Source organism: Janibacter melonis (assembly GCF_003721155.3).
GTDB lineage: Bacteria > Actinomycetota > Actinomycetes > Actinomycetales > Dermatophilaceae > Marihabitans > Marihabitans melonis.
Window position 1 is genome coordinate 21,922 of record NZ_CP046475.1, and the last position, 23,431, is coordinate 45,352.

Sequence of the window (23,431 nt, forward strand, 5' to 3'; positions counted from 1 at the left end):
CATCCCATGACGATCCCAACCGCCATCGGAGACAACGGCGAGACCCGCGAAGAGTTCGACCCGCGCAGCGTCCCGGCCTTCCCCATCGTCAACGTCCGCCTCTACCGCACCGAGGACGGCGCCGTGACCGGCGAGGTCGACGGCGCCGACGTCGACGTCGACCCCGACGCCCCCATCGACAGCGTGATGCGCCACGCCCAGGACGCAGCGGCAACTCGTCCGATGCGCGCCGTGCGCGTCACCGCGACCGACGTCGACGGCAAGACCTGGCCGATGGTCGTGCACGCCGACGGCCGCACCTGGGACCTCGACACCACCCCCGAGCCCGAGCGCACCGGCATGCGCCGCTCCGTCGTCGCGGCCATCGCCGCCGGCACCCTCGTCCTGGCCGGGGCGGGCCTCGGCGGTGCCTGGTACATCGCCGCCCACCAAGACCCGCCCACTGCGACCGCGCCTGTCGCGGCGCCCGCCGGCGAGGCACCCGTCGTCCCCGTGGCCGGGTGGGCTCGCCGCGCCGCGTGGGTCTCCCCCGCGATCAACGTGCCCAGCGACGGCGCACCGCTGCTCGTCACCGACTCCACCGTCGTCGCCACCCTCGACGACGGCCCGAGCGCCCAGCTCGCAGCCCTTCGCCCCGACGACGGCGCCACCTTGTGGACCGTGCCGATCGACAACCGGGTCACCGGTTCGCCGCAGCAGGTGGCCTACCAAGGACGCGAGGGCATCGCCGTCGCCACAGGTGACGCCCTGACGATCTGGCCCAACAGCACCACCGAGCCCAACCCGACGACGTGGGAGATCTCCGAGCCCGGGCTCACGCTCGTCCCGACCTCGAAGATTCCGCTGCTGGCCAGCACCGAGACGCTCACCGCGCTCGTGCTGCAGGGCGACGCCCTGCAGCAGCGGGTCCTGCCCGCCGGAGCCCAACCCCTCGTCGCCACCGACGACGCGGCCGTCCTCGCCGCCGACGACAGTGGACGGTGGTGGACCCTGACCAGCGAGCAGACCGCTCCCTCCCCCGAGACGCTGACGGCTCCCAGCCCCAAGGCCACGCCGCTCGGCATCGTCGGCGTCGCCGGTCGCACCCTCGTCTACGCCTGGCAAGACCGCGGGCAGACAGCCCTCACCGGCTACGCCACCGAGTCGAGCATGGAGCCGGCCTGGTCCGTCGTCATCAGCGAGGACGTCGACGCCGACGACTTCGCCGCCTCCCCCGACGGGTCATGGGCCATCGCCGGCACCACAGCGATCGAGTCCGAGACCGGCACCATCCGGGCACTGCCCGAGGACTGGTCCACCGCCCAGATCACCGACGAAGCCGCATGGAGCACCGCCGGTGACGGCTACCGCGCCGAGCGCATGAAGCCCGCCCAACGCATCCCCGGCGGTGCCGACGTCGACCCCCAGGGCATCCCCGTCGCTACCGCTGGCGACCGCGGCCTCATCATCGCCAGCACCGGTCAGGCCCAGCGCATCTACGCCCTCGAGCCCGACACCGGCACCGCCTACGGCCCCGACGTCACCCCCTCAGCCGCTGACGGAGAGTCGAAGTGATGACGGCTGCGCCAAGAAATAGCCGCGACACGCCGTCGACGTCGCTTTATCTGGCTAGCCACGCCCCTAGGTTCTCCCCATGAGTACTCCAGCGAACGCCCACCGCAGCCCGGATCGCTCCGCTGCCGTGCTGCTGCGGTTCTCCCTCGACGGTCGCGCCGAGCTCAAGCGGCGAGCCAGCGAGCTCGGGATGACCGTTCAGCAGTACGCGGACTGGAAACTCCTCGACGCTGACCCCTCCAAGCCTGTCGGCGGCCGCGCAACCGGCCAGCGGCCACTGGAGGGCCTGAGCGCCTAGAACCCCTGCAGGGCAGTGCCCTGACATGACGAAAGCCCCGGCGGCAACCGGGGCCTTCGAGTCGAAACCGAGTAACCAGCTCGGTCCCTGTGAACCAACTCCCGCAAGGAGGTAGGTGGCTTTGTGCTGCCCACTGTAGAACACGCACGTCCAGATGCGCCAGGAAGTCTCTCCCCGACGCGCCGAGCGGCCCTGCGCGCCGCACCGTCGCCCGCCGTCGCCGCTGAGGTCGCCTCCCGGTGGACCAAGCGGCCCTGGGTGCCCTTCGGCACCCCCGTGCAGGTCGAGGGAGCCGACGAGGCCCGCGAGGCCATCCGCTACGAGATCGCCGAGGACGACGGCTGCTACGCCGACGTGCGCGCGTGGACCTCCCGCGATGCCTTTCTGGCCGGGCTGCGGCTCTACCTCGAGCACTACCCCGAGGCCCTGAGCGGACCGAACAAGAACGACGCGATCAAGCTCGACGCGTTCATGCAGATCATCGAGATCACCGCCGCCCAGGCACACCCCGCCACCGGCCGCGCCGTGCGCGCCTACAAGCGGTGGGTCGCCCAGCAAGCCGGCTGCTCCGAGGACAAGGTCCAGCGCGCCTGGCGCTTCGCCACCTGCCGCCTCGACGTCCTGCGCGAGATCCGCCGCGCCCGCCCGCTGCACCAGAGCGCGCGTCTGACCGTGCGCCAGGGCCATCGGATGCCAGACGGCACCCGATGCCGCCAGCGCGGGATCACGCCCCTTCGCGCGTTCAACGTCCCCGACTGGCTCGCACCCTGGGTCGCGATTGCCACCCAGGAGCCCCAGGACAGCCGTCAGGAGCCGATCACCGAGGCTGTGGACAACGACACCACCGACGTCGTGTGCGGCTCTCACAAGCCCTCTGACGAGTTGCCGACGGGGGTTTTCGCATCCCCACCCCGTAGGGGCCAGCCTTTCGAGAAAAGTCACCTTCTACCTAGGGAGACTTGCAGCCACGACACTGTCTCGCTCCGCTCGACCAAGGGGACGCGCTCCGCGCGACGCCTCGACGGAGGCGGGCGGCCGGTTCGGCGCACCCGCCTCGCTGGCGAGGAGCTCGCCGCCGGTATCGCCGCCCTGCTCGGCTGGTCGACCACGAAGCACCAGGACGGCCCGCGGCTCTCGCCGCGGATGACCGCGCCGGCCCTGGCCGACTTCGAGCGAGCGGGCTGGACCCCCGAGCACTGGCTCGCCACAGCCCGGGCCGTCGCGGTGACCCTGCGCTACCGCTGGCCCACGTCCTCGCAGCAGATCACCTCCCCCGGCGGGTGGGTGCGCTGGCTGACCCAGCACATGGTCCCCGACGAGCCCGTCGACGTCGGCGCCGACCCCGCGGCCCCGCCGTGGCTCACCCCCTGTGGCCAGGCCGGCTGCGACGGCCACGGATGGCTCACCAGCGACCCCGACCCCGTCACCGGGCGCGTTACTTCGCGCAAGTGCCCGACGTGCCCGCCGCGCATCCGCGTGGCCACCCCGGTCCAGATCGAGCAGCGCGACCTCGCGCTGACCGACTACGAGCCCCCCGCCACCGTGTGCGTCGCCTGCCGGCGACCAGGACCGACTGTCGTCGCTCGACTGGCCAGCCCCCTCGGCTCGGCCGTGTGCGACCCGTGCTGGCAGATCGCCACCAACGGGCCCGGCTCGTAGGCCGTGAGCCGTGCACGTGCTGAAGCACGTGCACGTTCGCTGGAACGGGTCGGAAGGTCGATCCGACACGTGTCGGACGACCTCGCGCACGTACGAGATGTGGCGCGGCGCTTCCTGGCCGTCGGCTCCGCCCTCGTGGCCTAACGCACTGGACCCTGCCCCGGAATTCCGGGGCAAACCCGGCCTCACAGCCTCAGCTCGAGACGTCACCATCGCTGTCAGGACCTGCCCCAAGAGGGGGGTGTCAGGCATACCTCGAGGGTATCGCGGCGCGCGCCCGTAGAATCGGAGTACATCGAGTGGTTACACCGATGTCATTCGTCCACATGTTGTGCATAAGTGCACCGAGGCTTCCGGGAAATCCGTCCCGGTTGGACGAAGGGAGGTCTGAATGTCGAAGCTCTCCGAGCCGAAGCATGACGACCACGGAAAGCCGCCCGACGACGACGGCGGCGGTCCTAAGCGCATCGCGCTCAAGACCGCCGCACAGGTGTTCATCGCCGTGGTGACGCTTTTCCGCCTGATCATGGACTTCATGTCCTGATCGACGAAGGGCGGTGGTGGGGGCTCGGTCTAGCCACCGGGCTCCCGCCGCCGTTCTTTGCCTAGGCGTGCCTAGGTCTTGCCTAGATGATAGGCACCCCGGCTGAGAGCGTGCCAGCGGGGCACGACCTATGAGCTCGTCAGTTCCGGGATCTCGATGTGGTCGACGTGCTGCTCGGGGGCTTCCTCTGCCAGCCGTTCTTGATCCCGTCGAACCTTGATGTTGGAGAACGTCCGCAACATCGACACTGCGTAGTACATCGACGCCACGAGGCGACTTACAGCGACCTCACGGTCTACCGGCTCCCCTCCGGGTCGCAGCTAGCCCGGCCCCAGGCAGGCTCCCCCTTCGTAGGTGTCGAGCCGCGATCACGACGACAAGCGGCGGCCGCCTGACGGCGCCCACGAGCCGGTTCACCTCTCGCCCTTCCCCCGACGTCCCACTCTGCGGGCTCGGCACCCCACGTCAAGCCGGCTGCGCCGGCCTCTCCCCCACCAACCTCTGGCACGCGCTGCGCTCCTTCGTCGCTCCGCTTATTTCGCGCCAGAGCTTGGCTCCTCCGATCCCCTGCGGGGTTGACGTGGGGCGCCTCAGCGCCCGCGACGGGGACAAACGTCGGGGGCGGGGGCGGGGGGTGGTTGGGCCGCAGCAGACCAACGGGCCAGTTCCCATCCGGCGTCACCGTTGACCAACTAGACCGAGGAGCCAGCATGAACATCACGACCCGCACCCAGGGCACCTGCGCCGTCGACGACTGCGCCAAGGACAACCGCGACGTGATCCGCGACCACGGCGTATGGCACAAGATCCGCGGCGAGGTGTTCACCCGCGGCGCGTTCGTCGTCGACTCCTGGGCCACGGCCTGCCCCGAGCACCAGGACGAGGTCACGCACGCCGTCACCCGCGACGTCGAGGAATGGCCCGAGCGCTGGCATGTCGTCGTGGGAACCCAGGACTACGGCACCAACGGCCCCCACCCCGACCGGATCGCCGCTGACGGCGACGGCAACCCCGAAACCCTCTTCTAGACAGCATTGACCACACACACCAAGGAGACAGTATGGACCATGTAGGCGTCCCCGGGCAAATTGCCCTTGACATCGACGCACTCATCCGAGAGGCCGAACTCGACGCCGCCCCCGCATGGGCCGGCGGTCCCCTGCGCCTCACGCTCGACTACCGCACCCCCGACGAGCACGCCGCCGCGATGCAGCGATGGATCTTGGAGCACGGCCAGGGCGGCTTCCGCAGCCGCAGCCACATGTGGTCCCCCGCGATCTGCCACCAGCCGATCACCATCGAGGGCCACGAGCTGCACGTCCTGTCCGTCGACCTGCGCACCGAGCACGGCCACGAAGGTCCCGGCGCGCTGCTCTACCAGGCCAACTGCATCCCCTGCCGCTGGCACGAGGTCGCCGCCAGCGAGAACGAGGCCGTGGAGGCCATGCACGATCACGCAGTCCCCGACTGGCGCGACCTGCCCCTGATGCCCCACAAGATCAGCGCTGCCCTGTCCAACCCGACCCGCCAGAACATCGCGGCCGCGCGGACGTGGATCGAGCAGAACTACCCCGCCCACCGTCAGCACCTCGGCGCGCCCATCCGCACCACTCGCACGAGCATGGGCACCCGCCACGTCCCAGGCCGCTCCCCCTTCGGCGGGTTCGACCTCACCGGCGAGGTCGTTTAGCCGTACCCCGCGGCCGATTTGTCAGATTTGTCTAGTCCCCTTGACTTGAATTGTCTACCCCTCTAGACTTAGCGTATGAAGAGACAGCAGATCATGAAGGCGCTGAGCGCCGAGGCCAAGAGGCAGGGCTTGTCCCTGCTCATCACCGAGGGTGGTTCGCACACGAAGGTGAGCATCGGGGACCGTCACACAACCGTCCCCCGACACAACGAGATCAACGAGATCACCGCCAAGGCGATCCTCAAGCACATGGGAGTGAAGCCATGAAGGTCACCGCGAAGGTCACCCGCTCCGGCGGGTGGTGGGCAATCGAGGTCCCCGAGGTCCGCGGGGTGTTCACCCAGGCCAAGCGCCTCGACCAGGTCGCTGAGATCGTGGCCGACGCGGTCGCGGTCATGAAGGACGTCGACCCCGCCAGCGTCGAGGTCACGATCGAGCCGGCGCTGAGCGAGAACACCCGTGTGGACATCTCCGAGGCCCAGCGCCTGAGCAAGGCCGCCGAGGCCGCCATGAGCAAGGCGTCAGCCCAGATGCGCCGTGCCGTCGCCGGGGCCTTAGCCGAGGGCCTGACCGTGCGTGACGTGGGCATCCTGCTCGACCTCTCCCCCCAGCGCGTCTCCCAGCTCTCCCCCAAGCGCAACAGCCTGAGCGCCTGACCCCGCAAGGGTCGAAGGGGGAAAGTCAGAAACGACCAGCCACTACCTCTAGACATCATTGACCAACTAGACTAGAGTGACAGTATCAACACGGCAGACCAAGGGACTTACCACCCCACGCACCGCCAGGAGGCACCGATGACCGCGACGAAGCGCACCAGCAAGGCCCGCACCGCCGAGAGCAAGCGCGAGGAGATGGAGGCTCTGCACCAGCAGCTCGCAGACGGCGTCGAGGCCCTGCGCGGCTCGCAGCAGTGGGCCCGCTACCTGGCGTTCTGCGCCTCCTTCCACCACTACTCCTTCTCCAACCTCGTCCTGATCTGGATGCAGCGCCCCGAGGCCACCCAGGTCGCCGGGTACCGCGCCTGGCAGGCGAAGGGGCGACAGGTCCGCAAGGGCGAGCGGGGCGTGCGCATCCTCGGCACCGGCACCGTCAAGGTCAGCGCCCAGGACGACGACGAGGCCAGCACGGGCGACAACGCGGCCCAGGACGGCCCGCAGGCGCCCGCGGGCAAGCGTCGGGTCTTCTTCCCCGTCAGCGTCTTCGACATCGCCCAGACCGACGTCATGGAGGGCCACGGGGACACCTCGACCGTTACCCACACCCTGGCCGGCGAGGACGTCCACGGCATCCTCGGCCGCGTCGTGGCATACCTGACGGCCACCGGGGTCGTCGTGGACTTCCAGGAGATCTCCAACGGCGCGAACGGCTACACCAGCCCCGCCGGCCAGGACGGCGAGCCGGTGCGAGTCGTCATCGAGGCACGCAACTCCCCCGCCCAGCAGGCCAAGACCGCACTGCACGAGGCCGCGCACATTGCGCTGGGCCACCTCGAGGACGGCGTCGAGGAGTACCTGAGCCACCGCGGCCGCTGCGAGGTCGAGGCCGAGTCTGTGGCCTACGTCCTGGCCGGTCTCCTCGGGCTCGACAGCAGCGCGTACAGCACCGGCTACGTCGCCACCTGGGCAGAGCGCGCCGACAGCGACGTCGTCAAGAGCACCGCCTCTCGCGTCCTGGCCGCGGTGCACACCCTCTCCCAGGCCCTCGACGGCGAGGACGAGCAGGACGAGCAGCACGCAGCCGCGTAGGACCCACCTCCCCCCGAACCACCGACCACAGCACGAAGGAGCACCAGATGAGCACCACCGACCACGGCACCGACCGACCGACCCACAACGGGTGGGGGATCTGCGAAGGGTGCGGCGCGTTCGTCGACCCCGCAGAGCTCGACGAGCGCGGGACCTGCATCCGCTGCCATGCCGCTCCCCCTTCGACCAACCAGACCAGCCAGACCAACGCGAAGGGGGCAGCGCCGGTCCTGCGGCCCGGGGTCCTCTACTTCGCGCACGACCGCATCGTGTACGCGACGATCCGCTGCGCCGGGTCCTGCGCCCTGTTCACCGGGTTCACCACCGGCGGAGCCGTCCTCTCCCCCGTCACCGATGACGACGCCACGCAGTGGCAGACCTACGGCCTGGGCCCGATGACGTGCGAGTGCACCGCCCTCACCTACGCCGAGTGAAACGCTAGACCGTATTGACCAACTAGACTAGACTGACTTTATCAACACGGCAGACCAAGGGACTTACCACCCCACGACCCAGCAGGAGGCACCCCATGACGTGGTTCCCCGACAACATCACCGCCGAGCGGCGGCAGGCGATCCGGCGCGCGTCCTGCGCGGTCGTGCGCCTGACGATCTGCCCGGGCATGGCCAACCCGGCCCGGCGGCAGCGCGACATCGTCGACGACGTCGTCCTCTACGGCGACGCGGAGGCATGGGAGGCGGTCGCTGCGCTCGAGGCCATGCTCGTGCAGCAGGGCATCGCGACCCGCGAGCAGATCGAGGCTGCGGTCCGCGCCCGCGCCGAGCGCGAGGAGGCCGTCCGATGATGTACGCCGGCGAGGAAGAGCTGGCGCACGGCGACCAGCACCCCGAGGTCTACGACGACCAGGGTGAGGACGGCGGGGACCCGCTGGACCTGCCGTGCGAGGAGTGTGGAGCCGAGGCGGGGGAGGAGTGTCGGCCCTACTGCACCGCGATGCCCTGAGGTGGTCGACCGCACCCCCGACCCTCGCAGGGGAGAGAGGGCGGGGGTGCGGCCTCAACACGGCGGACCGGCTACCAACCGGAACGCACCCCACCAGGATACGAAGCCAAGGGCCGCAGGAGACCAGTTAGACCGGCGACACGCGCGCGACACGCTAGACCGCATTGACCAACGCACGTAACCTGACCACATCGACACGGCAGACCAAGGAGTCACCAGTGGCCATCTACACCGTCGCCCTGTCCAAGGGCGGCTCGACCAAGACCACCACCGCGGCGGAGATCGCCGCGGAGCTGGCCCGGCGCGGACGCCGCGTGCTGGCGATCGACCTCGACCAGCAGGGCAACTTCTCCACCCGCCTCGGCGCTGACGACGACACCGAGGTCGTCGCGGTGGCGTCCGAGGTGATGACGGGGGATGCGACGGTGCGCGAGGCGGCGGTGCCCTCGCCGAGCGTGCCCGGGGTCGACCTGCTCGTCGGCACCTACGACCTGGCTGGGCTGGACCAGCGCCCTGAGGTCGTCACCGCGCTTCGTGACCAGCTGCCGCAGGTCGTGGGGGAGTGGGACGACGTCGTCATCGACACCCCGCCTGCCCTGGGTCTGGTCACCCTGGCCGCCCTGGCGGCCGCCGACGTTGTCGTCGCCGCCGTGGCGTGCGAGACCGAGGCCTACGACCAGCTGCGCCGCCTCGTCAGCTTCGTCGACGAGCGCGTCGCCCGGATGCTCAACCCGGGACAGCAGGTGCACTGGATCGTGCCGACCCGCTACGACTCGCGTCGCCTGCTCGACCGCGACGTCGTCGAGATGCTCAACAAGGACCACCCCGGCCGGGTCTCGAGCCCGATCCGCGAGGCCGTGGCCGCACGCGACGCCTACACCTCCGGTCAGCCCGTCAGCGTCTACGCACCCGGCTCGGGCATCGCGCAGGACTACGCCGCAGCCCTCGCGCCGATCCTCGACGTGCACCGCGTGACCATCAAGACCACCTCGACCAACTAGACCAGGGAGACAGCATGAGCCCCCAGAAGCGCCGCACCCTCGGTGACCGCAACCGCGCCGCCATCGCCGGCGAGCCCGATCCGGCCTCCCCGGTCGAGACCACGACGCAGCCCATCGAGCCGGTGGCCACCGCGCCGACGAGGGCGCCCAAGCCCGACACCAAGACCCCGACTGCGAAGACCTCGACGCCGCGCAAGAGCGCGACGAAGACCGCGACGCCGGCGAAGGCGGAGAAGCAGGGGGCCGGGCAGGTGACACGGCTCGGCATCTACGTCACCCCGCAGGAGTTCACCGACGCCAAGGCGGCCTATCTGGCGGCCTGGCAGCTCGGGGGAGAGGCAGACACCTTCGCCAAGTGGATCGGGGCCGCGATCGACGCCCACGCCTCCCGCAGTGTCACCGAGCGCACCGAGCTTGCTCGGCCGCAGGAGCGGTCCGCGCAGCGCTCGGGGTCCACCCGGTCGTTTTCCGTGGCTTCCGATGTCGTCGCCCGGATGCGCAAGGCGATCACCGCAGACCAGCAGGCGGGTCGGTTCCCCAGCGACAGCGCGTGGTGCGGCGACGCGATCGCGGCCGCGGTGCAGAGCACTCGGCAGGCCGCCGGCGGCGACCTGCCGACCCCGCCGGCGCGTCTGCCCAACCGTCTCGTGCGCTGACCGTACTGACTGCACTGACCAACTCGACCATCTAGACCAGGAGGTGAGCGGTGTGAGCCAGGTAGGCCCCTTCGTCGACGAGGCGCACGAGCCGCCGCCGGAGCACCACGACGACCCGGTCGACGTCGTCGACCACGGTCCGCGGGCCAACGACCCGACCTCCATGACGCCCGAGCAGCTGGAGATCTTCATGGCCGGCTACGAGGCCGGCCGTGCTACCGGGTTCGAGGACGGGTACATCGAGGGCTACAGCGCGTGTGATCGCGAGATCGCCCGCCTGCAGCGCGCCGCGGTCGAGGCCACCCGCCGCGGTGACCCCTTCCCGTTCCTGACCGAGCACGACGACGAGCGCAGGGAGTGAGAGCGATGGTCTGCACGAAGTGCCGCGAAGGCGAGCACGAGGACTGCTACGACACCCAACACCCGCAGCAGGACTACAGAGGCTGCGCCTGCCAGCACCAGGCGCTCCGCGAGCCGCCGGAGGCGAAGGGGGAGTAGCGCCGACACGCCAGCCGGCGGCCACTGCCAACCGTCCACGGATCGAACAGGTGTTCGACAGTGTGGGATCATCGGGCGATGGGGCAGGCGCGCTGGCACAAGCAGTGGCCGCCGCAGCGCCCGCGCCATGTGTGGGTGCGCCCGTTATCGGGAGAGCCGGGGGAGCAGCCCCGCCAGGGGCTCTTGCTGCGCTGGGAGCAGGACCGCGGCCGCGGGCGCTGGGTCGCCGTGGTGGTCACCCTTGAGGGTGAGCAGCTGCGCGTCGACGTCGTGCCGGCGACTGCTGTCGCCCCGGTCGAGTCCGACCCTAATCGTGTGCTCTCGCGGGACGCGGCCGTCCTGCGAGGTCTGCGCCGCCCTGGCTGAGGCGGGCAAGGGTGGACAACTTGTTGCCGGTCCCGGCGCACCGCGGCTTGTGTGTGCGCATGACCTTCGGACTGTGGATCTCGGTGCTGCCGCTGCTCGTCGTCGCCGCGGCCTGCGTGCGCGTGCTGCTGACGCCCAGCCCCCGCTGACGCGACCCCCCTTCGCCTGGGGCATCCTTGCTGCCCGGGAGGGGTCAGGCGTTGCCAAGTGGGGTACGTCTAACCCCTCCCACCTTGCTCAGCCGGATGGCGTCGACGAAACCTGGCCCCAAGCATGAGAAGACCCCCACCCTCTCCGAAGAGGGCGGGGGTCGTGTTCTGCCGGGAACAGCGGCGAGGCTATGTGACAGCGCCGACAACCCGGTGGGGGAGCTACCGAGATAGGTGCCCGTAGGTCGCTCGGATCGCCTTGATGACGGCTTCATTCCTCGACAAGCGATCGCCTGACTTCGCCGCGTGCTGCACGGCCATCTCGACGAGGTTGTAGACGTCGGGAGGGAATCTGTACGAGACCGCGTGAGCCGGGGCCGCCACGGGCGGCAACCGACGGTCCAGGTTGTTGCTATCCACGGCACGTCCTCTCAGTTCAAGCAATCAGTGCAAGCCATCCTTGCGCCCAATCGGCGGCGTCGCACTCCCAAGGTCGCGTCAGCCCTGCTCACTGACGATCAGTTTCGAGCGATTGCGGAAACCTACAAGGTCGCGCGCTGTTGCATAGCGGCGCGGATCGCGCCTACCCTTGAAACGTGCATTTGTACTTCCTGTGACGGCTGAGTAAGGCCTACCGCGCTCGTTGAGTCATCCGAGCCTGCGGCGGCCGCTCGTTCTCGACCCTCCACGGGTCGCCGTCATCTTGCGCACCTTCGCACGCTTCTTAGCCGTGCGGTGCGTCGTTCCGAAGGATACGAATGCTCTCCCTCAACACCCCTCGACCCGCGCGTCAGCGCGCGCAGCTCATCGCGTCCGACGTCTCTGTGATGCGCGGAGCCACCCCCGTCCTCAACCACGTTGACCTCACGATCACGGCCACCTCGCGCGTAGCGATCGTCGGCGAGAACGGCCGGGGTAAGTCGACGCTCCTGCACGTCCTCACCGGCACTCTCACCCCGGACAGCGGAGTAGTGCAGCGACTCGGGACGCTCGGCATAGCCGAACAGGAAATGCCGAGCGGCGACGATAGAACCGTGGGCCAGGCGGTCGCGGAAGCGATCGCGCAGCCGCTGGCCGCCCTGGCGTCCCTCGATGCGGCCGCGGCGTCACTCTCGGCGGGCGTCACCGGAGCTGAGGAGCGATATGCCGCCGCTCTGGAGCACGCCGAAGTCCTAGATGCGTGGGACGCCGAACGGCGGGTGCAGATCGCGCTGGAAGCGCTCGACGCCGAAACCGATCCCGCCCGCCGACTGCACGACCTCTCCGTCGGGCAGCGGTACCGCGTGCGCTTGGCGTGCCTGCTCGGCGCCGATGACGATTTCCTGTTGCTCGACGAGCCGACGAACCATCTCGATAGGAGCGGCCTCGAGTTCCTGACCGCGCAACTGCGGTCGCGAAACGGCGGCGTGATCGTCGTCACCCACGATCGCGCGCTGCTATCCGACGTCGCGGAGACGATCGTCGACCTCGACCCAACCCCCGACGATCAGGTGCGCGTGTACGGCAACGGCTACGCCGGCTACCGGGAAGGCCGGCGCGCAGAGCGCGAACGGTGGGAGCAAGAATACGAGCGACAGCAGACCGAGCTCGCACGACTGCAGGACAGTCTCAGCTCAGCGCAGAATCGTCTCGTCTCGGGCTGGCGCCCAGAGAAGGGAACCAACAAGCACGGACGGGCGACGCGCGCGGGCGGGCTCGTGCAAAGCGTGCACCGCCGGCAGGAACAACTCGAAGCGCACGCGGTGACCGTCCCCGAGCCGCCGCAAGTGTTCCGCTTCCCAGACCTCGCGACCCGAACCGGAGCGGTGCTACTGAGTGTGGATCAGGTGACCGTGGCCGACAGGCTCACGCGCCCGGTGACGCTCTCGCTGGCGCACCGGGGGCGTCTGGTCGTGACCGGACCCAATGGGGCCGGGAAGTCCACTCTGTTGAGCGTTGCAGCGGGTGATCTGCACGCGGACACGGGCAGCGTTCGTCGTCCATCGAATGTCCGGCTTGCGTTCCTCCGCCAGGAGACCGCGCTGCCGCCGGATCGTCGCGCAAGCGCGGTCTACGCGGCCCACGTCGACACACTCGTGGCGGCCGGCACCGTCCACCCAAGCGAGGCCGTCGGGCTCTCGCAGCTCGGGCTCCTTCGCGCCCGCGAATCGAGCAAGCGGATAGGTGAGCTGTCGATGGGCCAGCAACGGCGCCTCGACCTGGCCCTGGTGCTCGCCACCAAGCCTCACGTGCTCCTGCTCGACGAACCGACCAACCACCTATCGATCGCGCTCGTCGACGAACTGACCGACGCGCTCAACGCCACCCAAGCGGCTGTGATCGTATCCACCCACGACAGGCAGCTTCTTCGCGACGTCGACGGCTGGCCCTCGTTGCGACTGGCAGCACCGACCGAGAGCGAGGCGCTGGTATGAACCGCGAGACTCCCGACCGGCTGCGGGCGCTGCGCCCTCTTGCCACCCGCGACTATCGGCTGCTGTTCGCGGCGGTTGGTATCGAGGTCTTCGGCACCGGCATGTGGACCATCGTCATGGTGTTCCAGGTGCTCGCCCTCGACGACAGTCCCCTTGCTCTTTCGGCCGTGGCTACCGGGCTCAGCCTCGGTCTCTTCGCTTTCTCGGTCCTCGGCGGGGTGGTAGCCGACCGCTTCTCCAAACGACGGATCATCATCACCGTGCAGGGATGCACCGCGGCGGTCATGACCACCGTCGCTGTGCTGTCCCTCACAGGCGCAATCGAGCTGTGGCATGTCGGGCTCGCCTCGTTCGCGATGGGCGCGGGTAGCGCGTTCTTCTACCCCGCCTACAGCGCCTACCTCCCGCAAGTACTCCCACCCGAGCAACTACTCGCCGCGAACGGGCTCGAAGGGGCTCTCAGGCCATCAATGGGCCAGGGCCTCGGCCCCGCCCTCGGAGGGATTGTCGTCGGGGCCTTCTTCCCCGCCGTTGGCGCGGTCATCGTCGCCGCCTCCTACGCGGTCGCGTTCGTCATCACCCTGTTCCTCAGCCGCCGCGAGGACGCACCCGCTCCGGCGACGTCGGAAGAACGCACGAGCGTGTGGGGGGATCTCCGAGCTGGGGTCCGCTACGTCGCTCGCACCCGGTGGCTGCTGTGGACGCTGATCTTCGGATCATCGCTCGCGCTCATCATCCAGGGGCCAATCGAGGTGCTGCTGCCGTTCCTCACCCGCGACCGCTTCGACAACGCCGAAGCGACGTTCGGACTCTTGCTCGCCGCCTACGGAATCGGCGGCGCAATCGGCTCGCTCATCGTGTCGTCTCTCAAACTGCCCCGGCGCTATCTCACGCTCATGATCGGCCTCTGGGGCGGCGGAACCCTCCCGCTCGTGCTGATCGGCCTCGTCAACGACCTGGCGGTGATGCTCATCACACTGTTCGCCGTTGGCGCGGCCACGGGAGCTGGTGTAGTCATCTGGGGCACGCTGCTTCAACGACTCGTGCCACCGGAGATGATTGGGCGCGTCGCCAGTCTCGACTTCTTCGTCTCGATCACCTTCATGCCCGTTTCGATCGCGATCGCCGGGCCGCTGTCGCTCGTCGTACCGATACCAGCCATCTTCATCGTGGCGGGCGTCGCGCCGACGCTGCTCGCTGTCGTCGCGCTTGTCGCAGGACGCATGCGGCATGTCGAAACGAGACAACCACTGGACACGTGAGCGCGTGCCGAAACTCCGTTCCGAAACCACGGTGTGCCGAAAGGGGTTTTGATTCGGGGCGGAGTTTCGGGGTGCGTCTCCGCCAACCCGCTCGACCGTGCCGCAAACGATGGGTTTCGGGCAGCGACACGTGATGCGCGGGGGCCTGGCGCAACATCGCTTCCCTCCAGCGCGACTTGCGGCGCCGCCAGGACGACCCGGATGACCCCGGCGGACCCGGCGTCTGAGCTAAGTCGGCAGGCGCTACGTGAGAATTAGGCGCGGCGGGGTCGGTGGGTTGCCGCTCGGGCAGGGGCGACCTGCGGTGCGATCCCCGGCGGGCGTCCCACACGCTAGCGATGAGGGTGAGTCGCTCGCAGGCAATAGTCGACGGGGTGAAGGCGAAATGCACAGCCTGATGCCGACGATGCGCCTTGCCTCCGAACCTGCTGTTCCATTGGCCGCTGCTCACTGACGATCGTTTTCGAACAGCCCGGGGGAGGGGCCGCAGGGGGCTCTGAGAGGCGTTCGAAACCCCTGCTCACTGATGGCTTCGCTCGAAACGTAAAAAGTGGCGACTTTCGAGCAGGGGTGGTCGACATGGTCAGCGCCGTGGCGTGGACGAGCATCACCCTCTGGGACCTGTTCGGGGAGTTGTTCCTCTGGGCGCTGGCCGTGCTGGTCGTCGGCTTCGCGGCGTCGCCCACGGCGTCGAGGGCCACGTCGGGTCGACCGGGCGAACGGGGGTGCGGTGTCGGGCCAGGTCACGGCCCGACGCTAGCTGTGCAGCTGGGGTCAGAATCCTCTGTAGGTGCAGGGATCTGGCCATACGGGGTTGCCGTCGTCTTCGCACACCTTGATGGATGCCACGTCGTAGTCAGCGTTCCTGTAGGTGGGGCTCGAGTTGCACCCGCCGGCGGCGTAGAACTTGCGCACCCCGCCAGAGTTGTTGAAGTAGCGGAACTCCATATAGACCGCTCGTCCGTCGCATTCCTTGTCAACGACCCACAGCTCCTTGCGGTAGGGGTCGTAGCACCCGAAGTCGCTGCCCTGGTTGGCGCAGAGCGCGGACGCGGTGGCGGCGTGTGGCGAAGCGCCTGCCTGCGATACCCCAGGGATGGTGACGAGCAGGGCGCCTGCTGCGGCTGCGTAGAGAAGCCGTCGCACGCCGTGCCTGGCCGGCGAGATCGGGCGATTCTGTGCTGGCATATTCATCGTCTCAACGCTCCTTCGGGAAGTCGGCAGTGAAGCCAGATCGGCTTGTTCTCACGGTCACCTGTGTGAGCGTGTCTACGCCTCGTGCGGCGTCGATCTGGCGAGAAGTTGCCAACCTTCACGAGCCTTGGCTGGAGCCGCGCGTGCGTCGGGGGGTGGGAAGAGCGGAAGTGAGGGAAGTCCTGCATGGAGGAGCGAGATGCGCTCGAAGTCCTGCAGCGCGAGCATGCACTGCAGCGCGAGGTGCACGCCCGCGCTCAGTCTTCAAGCGGCCGCGGTGATGGTCTGATCCTCTTCGGAGTCGGCCAAGAGCAGATCATGGCCGGCCTGGCGCGCCTGGAGAAGGCGTGTCAGCGCTCCGTCTGGAGCGTGAATCCGGCGTGCGCATACGACCCCGAGGACCCCTCCCTTGTCCTCAACGAACGGTCAAGAGGACGCGATGTGGATGTGCGTCTGGTGACGTCGACACGAGCCGCCCGCTTTCATCCCTTGCTGTCCTCGATAGAACCTGAAGCCCGGGTCGGGCCGGCCGTCTTGAAGCTCCTCATCATCGACCGCGGGACGGTCGTGGTGGAGGGGCCCGGCACCGCCTCCGGCGACTCGACGGCCTGGGTGATCACCGACAGGAGCCTCCTGGCTGAAGCAGCCGCGCTGTGGCCCGTCTTGTGGAAGGCGTCGCGGCCGCTCCTTGCGCCCGGACAGAAACCACCTCTGGGGCAGCGACAGCTGGAGGTGGCCCGGTTGATGTGTCTAGGTCATACCGATGCATCGATCGCCCGTGCGATGAACCTCTCTGCTCGCTCGGTCGCCCGGGACATCGCCCGGATTATGACGCTTACCAGCTCGCGCTCTCGTCCCGAAGCAGTGCTTGCCATCCTCGGCCGCGGCCGGCACGCGCGTACTTAGCGACATTGCATGAACTAACTTCAGACCGCCGAATGGAGGGGATCCTCGCCCCGGTGCCGGGCTGAGTACGCCGTGCCCCGCACAGTAGGCGTGGTCGCCGCCGCGGCAAACCGTGGCTATCTACGTCCTGGGCCCACGCGGCCCCGTCCCGACAGTCGCCTTCGGCGAGATCGCCCTCCTGTTGTAGACCCGCGACGGGGAAGGTCGAACAGGGCGTCGGGCCGCATGTCGTGACTCAATCTCGTCCAAAGCCCGGGCGCCGAGTCGAAGGGGGCCGCCCGATCACCACGGCCTGGCCCACCCGTGGTCAATGTGGTCAATGTGGTGTGTTATGTCAATGTGGTCTACACGGCCTTCGTGTGACAGCCCGTAATCAGAGGCGCGGTCCGATAGTTTCCTATAAATAAGCTCGCTTATAGGAGACTATCGGGATGGACTACCTGCCGTGCCCCTACCAGCCCGGTACCGGGGCGCAGCCGCCGGTGCTGGCTGGCCGTGCCGATCTGTTCTCCAAGGTCGGGACCAGGATGCTGTCGGTTGCCTCGTTCGGTCGCCCCGCGCCGAGCCCGATCGTGCTGACCGGGGTGCGGGGGATGGGCAAGACCGTGTCGTTGACGCGGATGAGGTCGATGGCGCAGGACATGGGCCTCGGCGTGGCCAGTGCTCGGTTCGCTCGTTCTGGCGGGGACAACATGCAGGCACTGGGGGAGGCCCTGGCGCGTAGCTCGGCTGTGTGGGACTCCACGCCGAGCGCTGCGTGGGATCGGGCGATGCAGCACCTCAAGGAGTTCTCCGTCGAGGTCAACGCCGGTGTGATCAAGCTCGGCACCCGCCTGGAGGGTGGGGAGCAGGCGCCGGGGAACCTCACCGACCTCATCGCGGAGACCGCCGCGGCTCATCTGGACCACGACCGCCGCGGCCTGGCCGTGTTCGTCGACGAGCTGCACACCGGCAGCCCCGATGACTTGAACACCTTGGCCACGGCGTCGCAGAACCTCATCAGCGACCGCGGTCTGCCCGTGGTGATCGTCGCCGCGGGGACCCCGGACACCGCGGCCGCGTTGGAGCGGGCGGGGAGCAGCTTCGCCGAGCGGTTCTCCTACCTCAACGTCGGCCCGCTCAATGCTGACGAGAGCCTGGCGGCGCTGGTCCAGCCGTCGGTGGACTTGGGGGTGACGTGGACTCCCGAGGCCGCGGCCGCTGCCCTGGAGATGGCGCAGGGAAACCCGTGGCGGATCCAGCAGCTGGGGGAGGGGTGCTGGGAAGCGGCGATGGAGCAGGGGCGCCCCCTGGTCCTCGGGTCGCAGATCGACGCGCGTCTGGTCGCGGCCGCCGGCGAGCACGTCATGGAGACCCTCGAGCACGGCTCGTTCGCCAGCCGCTGGACCAACTCCACCCCGGTCGAGCGGCTCTACCTCACCGCTGCCGCCCAGAGCATGGGCAGCGACGGCATCGCGCAGACCCGGCACATCGACTCGCTGATGGGACGGACCTCGACGCAGAACAGCGACGTGCGAGCCACCCTGATCAACAAGGGCGTCCTGACCGCAGCAGGGCGCGGCGCGATCAGCTTCAGCGCACCCGGGTTCGACCACTTCGTTCTCGAGCGACAGAACGTGCCACGTCTCGACAGCAACATTCTCGAGACCCGCACCAGGTCCGCCATCACCAGCTCCCACAGGACGCCGACCGCTCAGGCGAGCGAAACACGTCGGGCTAAGACAAGTGACAGGCCACGGCTCGAGCCCTAGCTCCTCGGCGCTGCGGGCGTCATGACTCGTCGGGCGCCACGGTAAGCCCGACCTCGTAGATGAACTCCTTGCCGCCCCGTGAGGACCCGGTGACCTGCTTCTTGCGAAGAGCCCCGGCCTGGGCGAGTCGCTTCAGCCGGTTGTTGGCGTTCGAGGCAGAGAGGGACAGGCGTTGAGCGATGTCGCAGGCCTTGAACTGCCCGAGCTCATGCGCGATCTCGAAGGTCTGCGCCAACAGCGAATCGCCAATCAGGCTGAGCTCGCCGGACTCATCGACGATGACTGAAGGAATTTCTCTGCGTTCGACGCACACCTGCACCGAGTAGCGATTGTCCGGGTTCAGGCCCGCGACTTTGACCGTGGTGCCCAGGGTGGAGAAGTCGTGGGAGCCTAGGAACTTCCCGAGGAACTCGTCGGTGAAGCTGATGTTCATCACCTGCACGTCGGTGAAGTCGATGATTAGGTCGAGATCTCGCCGCTCGTGGAGCAGGTCGTCTAGGCGAGCCCGGCCTTCTTGGCCCAGGGGCCGAGTGGCGGGATACCGGCTGAGCTGGTCGGCGACTCGAAACCTGGCGGGGACTGTCATGGCTTCTCCGGTTTCATTGTGGCGATTGAAGCACAGTCTGCCCGGGCGATCACGCGCGATGGGTGAGCCACGCCCATGTGCCGCTGGTCTGGTCAGGGCGGTCGTAGGGGCGCTGGCGATGGGCGTGTGGCGTCGCGTGTACTCGTACCTCGCCCTTGCCGGACCTGATCTGGAAGTCCACCGTGCCGAACTTGCGGGTGTGGCGGATGGCGTCACTAAGGCCGTGGCCTCGCCCATTGTCGGCAGCGATTCCGCTGACGCCCGCGGTCATCGAGCGGGAGATGGCGTGCTGATCCTGGGTGAGATAGGAGTGCGTCGGGTTCTTGCGCAGATGCGCCAGGATGCCGATACCGGTGTCACATACCGCGAACTCAAGCCGGGGTCGGTTGGTCGTGGCTCCGGAGTAGAGCTGGGCCGCCATGAAGGCCCCTCGTTCGCTATGGCCGTGCTCGGTGGCATTGCCCATGACTTCGCTGCAGGCTCGAAACACCGCAGCGCCGGCTGATCGGTTGCCTGGACCGTAGTACCCAGAGATCAGAGGCCCGAGGCGCTCGGCCAGGTCGTCGACGTTCGTGCGATTCAGGGCAGTGACTTCCAGCAAGGAGGAGGAGCGATCGGTGCGTGCGTCGGATGGGATGCGCCCCTCGATCTGAACCCGGGAAGACAGGTGTCGCAGGTGCTGCAGGACATCCATCCGCTGCAGGTACGACGCGGCGTGCTCATCGCGCGGCATCTTCAGGGTGACTGACATGGCCGAGCTCGCGGCCCAGTGCGACCACGCCACGATGCCAGCCAGGTCCATCGGCGAAGCGAACTGCAGCGCTGTGGCGTCCACCGTCAAGACCTCGGAGCCGGAGCCACCCAGGAAGGCGGCGTCAGCGAGCGGCGTACGTCCGGCCAGGATCAACTCCACCGGGGCAGTGTGCCTGGCGGGCGTCGTAGTCATGGGAGTTGACGCACCTAGAGCAGTCGACTACGGTTTCATTCAAGCCGATGAAAACACGGCGGAGGCCAGCACGACCTGCAGAGGAGTTGCACATGAACACCCAGACCGGCAAGCCCACCGAACGCGACGTGGTCGTCCACGTCACCTTCGCGGCGGCCAACCAGCCCTACAACCAGAAGTTCCCGGCCTCAGCGACGCTGGCCGAGGTCCTGACCAGCGCGATGACCTTCTTCGGAATCCACACCGACGGCACCTCGCGCTACTTCCTCCTGGCCGCCGGTAGTGAGCAGGACCCCGGCACTACGGTCAGCGTCCTCGCCGAAGGCCAGCCCGGGCAGTCCCGATCGATCAAGCTCTCGTTGCGCACCGAGACCACGTCCGGAAGCCGCTGAGCGGTGGACTTCGAGAGCCGCCTTCGCCTTGAGGCCGATGCAGCCGCGGTGGGTGCAGCCCTCGAGGCGAACGGCGGCCAGCTGGTCCACCGCAGAGGTGATGGTGAGCCCCCCGAGGTAGACCCCCCGGGGCTGTACTGGGCCTTCATCCAGCCGCAGAACCAGGACGCCGCCAGGTTCTTAGCTCGCCTGCAGTGGACTGTCTACCCGGACCGACCCCCGTCTCTGCTCTTCGCGACGGACGTCGCCGGCCCCACCGATGTCCCTTCTGCGTGGCCTGCCGCCGCCGGGTACCGAGCGCCGACGGACGTGTGCAAGCCCTTCACCGCCGAAGGTCAGGCGCTCCATACCGAATGGTCCAACGGGCCACATGCCTGGCGCAGCACCGGTAACCCGTTCCTGTACGTCATCGAGACAGTTCAAAGCGACATCGACCGAGCACGAGGAGCCCGAGCAGGATGACCCAGACCCATCTGCAGATCGGCAGCGACGCCGTCACGCGCCTCATCGCCGACGTGCAACATCATGGTCAGCTCGGAGTCGAGACCGGCGCCGTGCTCCTCAGTCCACGTGGCGAACCCACTGTTACTCACCTGGCGATCGCAGGAGATGTCGGAGTCGTTCGTCGGCGAGGGTTGTTCGTGCTTTCCGCAGCGGCGCTGGGGCCACTGTTCGACTTCGCCGAAGAGCGGGACCTTCAGCTGCGCGCGCAGGTGCACTCGCACCATGGCAGGGCATTTCTCTCGCCCACCGACGAAGCGGGCAACATCAGAATGACCGGCTTCGTCGCTGCTGTAATTCCGACCTTCACCCACCCCTCAACAGACGTCGACCTTTGGGGTTGGTGGACCTTCGACGGATCCTGCTGGGTGCCCTCGCCGGCAGCCAGCCTTGGCGACCTGGAAACCACGGTGCTGACCTTCGACGCGGAAGGGGTTCGCGATGAGTGACCTCATCGTGCCGCCCGCCCATGAGCGGGGGGCCGACTACAGCCGAACCTTGCGGCTTGCCGCAGCCAACGCCGCCCACGACGAGATTGCCCTCAAGTCACGCCTTGAAGGCAGCGTTGTCCGTGTCAGCGCAGACCCCACAGCGCCTGCCGCGCTGATCACGCTCCAGGTGCTCGTCGCGAATCTCCGCCGCCTCCCGGTCCAGCTCCATCTGGACCCTCGCGGTGGGGATAAAGAGATCCCGTCTCGCTGGCTGAGTGACCTGGAGCAGCTCGCCGCTGGGATTGACCCCGAGCGGCCGCTTGTCGTGACCAGCCGCGTGGGGGATGGGGTACATGTCCATGTCGGCACCAGCAGCACAACCGCACTGGCCTCTGGCGTTGCCGATGGGCACGGCACCCGTATACGTCCTCGCGGCACTGGTTTCTCGACTCTGGCTGCTGCCGGCACAGGGCTGGGCGGTGTCCTGACGGCCTCGTTGCTCACTGCCGAGGTGTTCAAGGTGGTCGTAGGTGTTTTGCCAAACCGCCGCGGCGACCTTCGCCCCATCGACTTCTGCCCTGTCACCCTGGACGCGCCGCAGCGCGAAGTGGCGCTACTGGGGACCCTGCACGACACCACCCTGGTCGGGTGCGGCGCCATCGGGACAGCAATCGCCCTAATTCTGCGAGAACTCACAGCAGACGGCACGCTGACGGTGGTCGACCCTCAGATCTTCGAAACACCGAACGTGACCACCTACAGTCTCGGCGATCTCGACGATGCGGCCAGCCAGGTCCGCAAGGTCGACCTCATTGAGCGCGAGCTGCGCACCATGGACGTCTCTCCTCATGAAGGTTTTGCCCGCGACTACATCGACGCCATCGAGAACGGTCAGTTCACGATGCCGCAGATCGTCCTCGGCGCCCTCGACAGCATCGAGGCGCGCCACGACATCGCAGCGATCCACGCTCAGCACGTCCTCGACGGCAGCACAGGAGGACCGGCCGGGACCATGCTGAGCCTGTCCGAAGCGACCTGGGCCGGGCCATGCCTACGCTGCTATTTCCCAGCCCGAACCTCGGAAGCGCCGACAACAGACGAGCTGCTGGCCCAACGCACCGGCCTCTCGCTTGCCCGGATTTCCCGCGGTCAGGACCCTTTGACCCCGCAAGAGCTCGACGAACTGGGTCAGCTGAGCGAGAAGGATCGCGCGATCCTTGAGACGCAGGTCGGCAAAGCAGTCTGCGGGCTTGGTAAGGCGCTGGGGCTAGTAGGACAGGCAGACGACTTCAACCCCTCTGCCGCCTTCGTCGCCCAACAAGCCGCCGCCCTGGTGGTTGGATCTCTGATCCGCGGTGGGCTTGGCGCACAAGCACGCTCCGTGCAGTACGACGCACTCTTCGGCCCTCGTGACGAGATGACCATGGCTCGGTCACCGCAGCCTGATTGTCGATGCCAAACACAGCGCTCCCTCCACGAGCAGGTCCGCAGCTACCGGGGGGCGCAGTAGTCCGACCACCTCGTGCACGGTCCCCGCAACCCGAGCCCGTCGCTGGAGATCGGTGAGCGCGGGGACCCTCCAACCCGCCCCCGGTGATCTGCCCATGGGGCGGTGTGACGCCGAAGTGAGGAGCGATTTCTTGGGTACTCGGCGACGGGGGCACGATCGACCCCGTACATCCGGCCCACGCGAAGACGAATTTTCGAAGGAACGCGCGAACCCCCTCCTTGCTGATGGGATGTCACTCCTTCGCTGTCTGCGCCGGGCCAGGCGATGTTGCCGCAGGTACGGGTTTGGGAAGTTTTCCGTCGAACCCTTCTCGGAGGTCGAGCGTGACCCCTACCTTCTGTCTTGCACACCGCGAATAGCGCGGTGCAGTCAGGGGAGTTCAATATGCGATCGTCGCGTCGATTGAGATTGGCTG

General features: G+C 68.1%; 25 protein-coding genes. 22 read left to right on the forward strand and 3 right to left on the reverse strand.

Going from position 1 to position 23,431, the window contains the following annotated elements; genetic code table 11:
- Positions 1-6 precede the first annotated feature (6 nt).
- From EEW87_RS16610 to EEW87_RS16690, 17 genes are all read left to right on the forward strand, one after another.
- Positions 7-1,554 carry a hypothetical protein gene (locus EEW87_RS16610; RefSeq protein WP_163562512.1) on the forward strand — a complete coding sequence of 516 codons (1,548 nt, stop codon included), beginning with the start codon at positions 7-9 and terminating at the stop codon, positions 1,552-1,554.
- Positions 1,555-1,633: 79 nt separating this feature from the next.
- Entirely contained in the window at positions 1,634-1,852 is a 219-nt protein-coding gene (locus tag EEW87_RS16615; RefSeq protein ID WP_148041638.1) for a hypothetical protein, read from the forward strand.
- Positions 1,853-2,110: 258 nt separating this feature from the next.
- The gene (locus tag EEW87_RS16620; RefSeq protein ID WP_123093683.1) at positions 2,111-3,511 is read left to right on the forward strand and encodes a hypothetical protein; all 1,401 of its coding nucleotides are present in this window, start codon (positions 2,111-2,113) and stop codon (positions 3,509-3,511) included.
- Positions 3,512-3,902: 391 nt separating this feature from the next.
- Positions 3,903-4,055, forward strand: a complete 153-nt coding sequence (locus EEW87_RS16625) for a hypothetical protein (RefSeq protein WP_163562513.1) — start codon at positions 3,903-3,905, stop codon at positions 4,053-4,055.
- A 710-nt stretch (positions 4,056-4,765) separates the two neighbouring features.
- Complete coding sequence (locus EEW87_RS16630; protein ID WP_123093684.1) at positions 4,766-5,083, forward strand: hypothetical protein; 318 nt, start codon at positions 4,766-4,768, stop codon at positions 5,081-5,083.
- A 32-nt stretch (positions 5,084-5,115) separates the two neighbouring features.
- Entirely contained in the window at positions 5,116-5,745 is a 630-nt protein-coding gene (locus tag EEW87_RS16635) for a DUF6349 family protein (RefSeq protein WP_123093685.1), read from the forward strand.
- 75 nt (positions 5,746-5,820) lie between these two features.
- The gene (locus EEW87_RS16640) at positions 5,821-6,012 is read left to right on the forward strand and encodes a hypothetical protein (RefSeq protein WP_123093686.1); all 192 of its coding nucleotides are present in this window, start codon (positions 5,821-5,823) and stop codon (positions 6,010-6,012) included.
- Complete coding sequence (locus EEW87_RS16645; protein WP_123093687.1) at positions 6,009-6,401, forward strand: hypothetical protein; 393 nt, start codon at positions 6,009-6,011, stop codon at positions 6,399-6,401. The genes EEW87_RS16640 and EEW87_RS16645 overlap by 4 nt, the downstream gene beginning before the upstream one ends.
- Before the next feature lie 138 nt (positions 6,402-6,539).
- Positions 6,540-7,490 (forward strand): ArdC-like ssDNA-binding domain-containing protein, encoded by a 951-nt coding sequence (locus EEW87_RS16650; protein WP_123093638.1) that lies wholly within the window; start codon positions 6,540-6,542, stop codon positions 7,488-7,490.
- Positions 7,491-7,537: 47 nt separating this feature from the next.
- Complete coding sequence (locus EEW87_RS16655) at positions 7,538-7,924, forward strand: hypothetical protein (protein WP_123093639.1); 387 nt, start codon at positions 7,538-7,540, stop codon at positions 7,922-7,924.
- A 95-nt stretch (positions 7,925-8,019) separates the two neighbouring features.
- Positions 8,020-8,295, forward strand: a complete 276-nt coding sequence (locus tag EEW87_RS16660) for a hypothetical protein (RefSeq protein WP_123093640.1) — start codon at positions 8,020-8,022, stop codon at positions 8,293-8,295.
- A complete protein-coding gene (locus EEW87_RS16665) occupies positions 8,292-8,453 on the forward strand; it encodes a hypothetical protein (protein WP_163562515.1) in 162 nt (53 codons plus the stop codon). The genes EEW87_RS16660 and EEW87_RS16665 overlap by 4 nt, the downstream gene beginning before the upstream one ends.
- 218 nt (positions 8,454-8,671) lie before the next feature.
- Positions 8,672-9,454, forward strand: coding sequence for a ParA family protein (locus EEW87_RS16670; RefSeq protein WP_163562516.1), 783 nt, complete (start codon positions 8,672-8,674; stop codon positions 9,452-9,454).
- Between the two features lie 14 nt (positions 9,455-9,468).
- Complete coding sequence (locus tag EEW87_RS16675) at positions 9,469-10,110, forward strand: hypothetical protein (RefSeq protein WP_123093642.1); 642 nt, start codon at positions 9,469-9,471, stop codon at positions 10,108-10,110.
- Positions 10,111-10,162: 52 nt separating this feature from the next.
- Positions 10,163-10,471: a hypothetical protein gene (locus EEW87_RS16680; RefSeq protein WP_123093643.1), complete on the forward strand. Its 309-nt coding sequence runs from the start codon at positions 10,163-10,165 to the stop codon at positions 10,469-10,471.
- Positions 10,472-11,881: 1,410 nt separating this feature from the next.
- The gene (locus tag EEW87_RS16685) at positions 11,882-13,537 is read left to right on the forward strand and encodes an ABC-F family ATP-binding cassette domain-containing protein (protein WP_123093646.1); all 1,656 of its coding nucleotides are present in this window, start codon (positions 11,882-11,884) and stop codon (positions 13,535-13,537) included.
- Positions 13,534-14,799: an MFS transporter gene (locus tag EEW87_RS16690; protein ID WP_123093647.1), complete on the forward strand. Its 1,266-nt coding sequence runs from the start codon at positions 13,534-13,536 to the stop codon at positions 14,797-14,799. Before EEW87_RS16685 ends, EEW87_RS16690 begins: the two co-directional genes overlap by 4 nt.
- Positions 14,800-15,573: 774 nt before the next feature.
- On the opposite strand, the gene EEW87_RS16695 is transcribed toward EEW87_RS16690, so the two are convergent.
- Positions 15,574-15,993 (reverse strand): hypothetical protein, encoded by a 420-nt coding sequence (locus EEW87_RS16695; protein WP_123093648.1) that lies wholly within the window; start codon positions 15,991-15,993, stop codon positions 15,574-15,576.
- Positions 15,994-16,179: 186 nt separating this feature from the next.
- On the opposite strand from EEW87_RS16695, the gene EEW87_RS16700 reads away from it, so the two are divergent.
- Both EEW87_RS16700 and EEW87_RS16705 read left to right on the forward strand, forming a co-directional pair.
- Positions 16,180-16,899 (forward strand): helix-turn-helix transcriptional regulator, encoded by a 720-nt coding sequence (locus EEW87_RS16700; protein ID WP_123093649.1) that lies wholly within the window; start codon positions 16,180-16,182, stop codon positions 16,897-16,899.
- A 431-nt stretch (positions 16,900-17,330) separates the two neighbouring features.
- Entirely contained in the window at positions 17,331-18,650 is a 1,320-nt protein-coding gene (locus EEW87_RS16705) for an AAA family ATPase (protein WP_123093650.1), read from the forward strand.
- Between the two features lie 19 nt (positions 18,651-18,669).
- Here the strand turns inward: EEW87_RS16705 and EEW87_RS16710 are convergent, their stop codons facing one another.
- Together EEW87_RS16710 and EEW87_RS16715 are read right to left on the reverse strand one after the other, a co-directional pair.
- Positions 18,670-19,236, reverse strand: a complete 567-nt coding sequence (locus EEW87_RS16710) for an STAS-like domain-containing protein (protein WP_123093651.1) — start codon at positions 19,234-19,236, stop codon at positions 18,670-18,672.
- Positions 19,237-19,285: 49 nt separating this feature from the next.
- Complete coding sequence (locus EEW87_RS16715; RefSeq protein WP_148041630.1) at positions 19,286-20,149, reverse strand: hypothetical protein; 864 nt, start codon at positions 20,147-20,149, stop codon at positions 19,286-19,288.
- Between the two features lie 125 nt (positions 20,150-20,274).
- On the opposite strand from EEW87_RS16715, the gene EEW87_RS16720 reads away from it, so the two are divergent.
- The 3 genes from EEW87_RS16720 to EEW87_RS16730 all read left to right on the forward strand — a co-directional run bounded on the left by EEW87_RS16720 (position 20,275) and on the right by EEW87_RS16730 (position 23,016).
- On the forward strand, positions 20,275-20,574 hold the full coding sequence (locus tag EEW87_RS16720) for a hypothetical protein (RefSeq protein ID WP_123093653.1): 300 nt from the start codon (positions 20,275-20,277) through the stop codon (positions 20,572-20,574).
- Positions 20,575-21,032: 458 nt separating this feature from the next.
- Positions 21,033-21,524, forward strand: coding sequence for a hypothetical protein (locus tag EEW87_RS16725; protein ID WP_123093654.1), 492 nt, complete (start codon positions 21,033-21,035; stop codon positions 21,522-21,524).
- A complete protein-coding gene (locus tag EEW87_RS16730; RefSeq protein ID WP_123093655.1) occupies positions 21,517-23,016 on the forward strand; it encodes a ThiF family adenylyltransferase in 1,500 nt (499 codons plus the stop codon). The genes EEW87_RS16725 and EEW87_RS16730 overlap by 8 nt, the downstream gene beginning before the upstream one ends.
- The last annotated feature ends 415 nt before the right edge of the window (positions 23,017-23,431 follow it).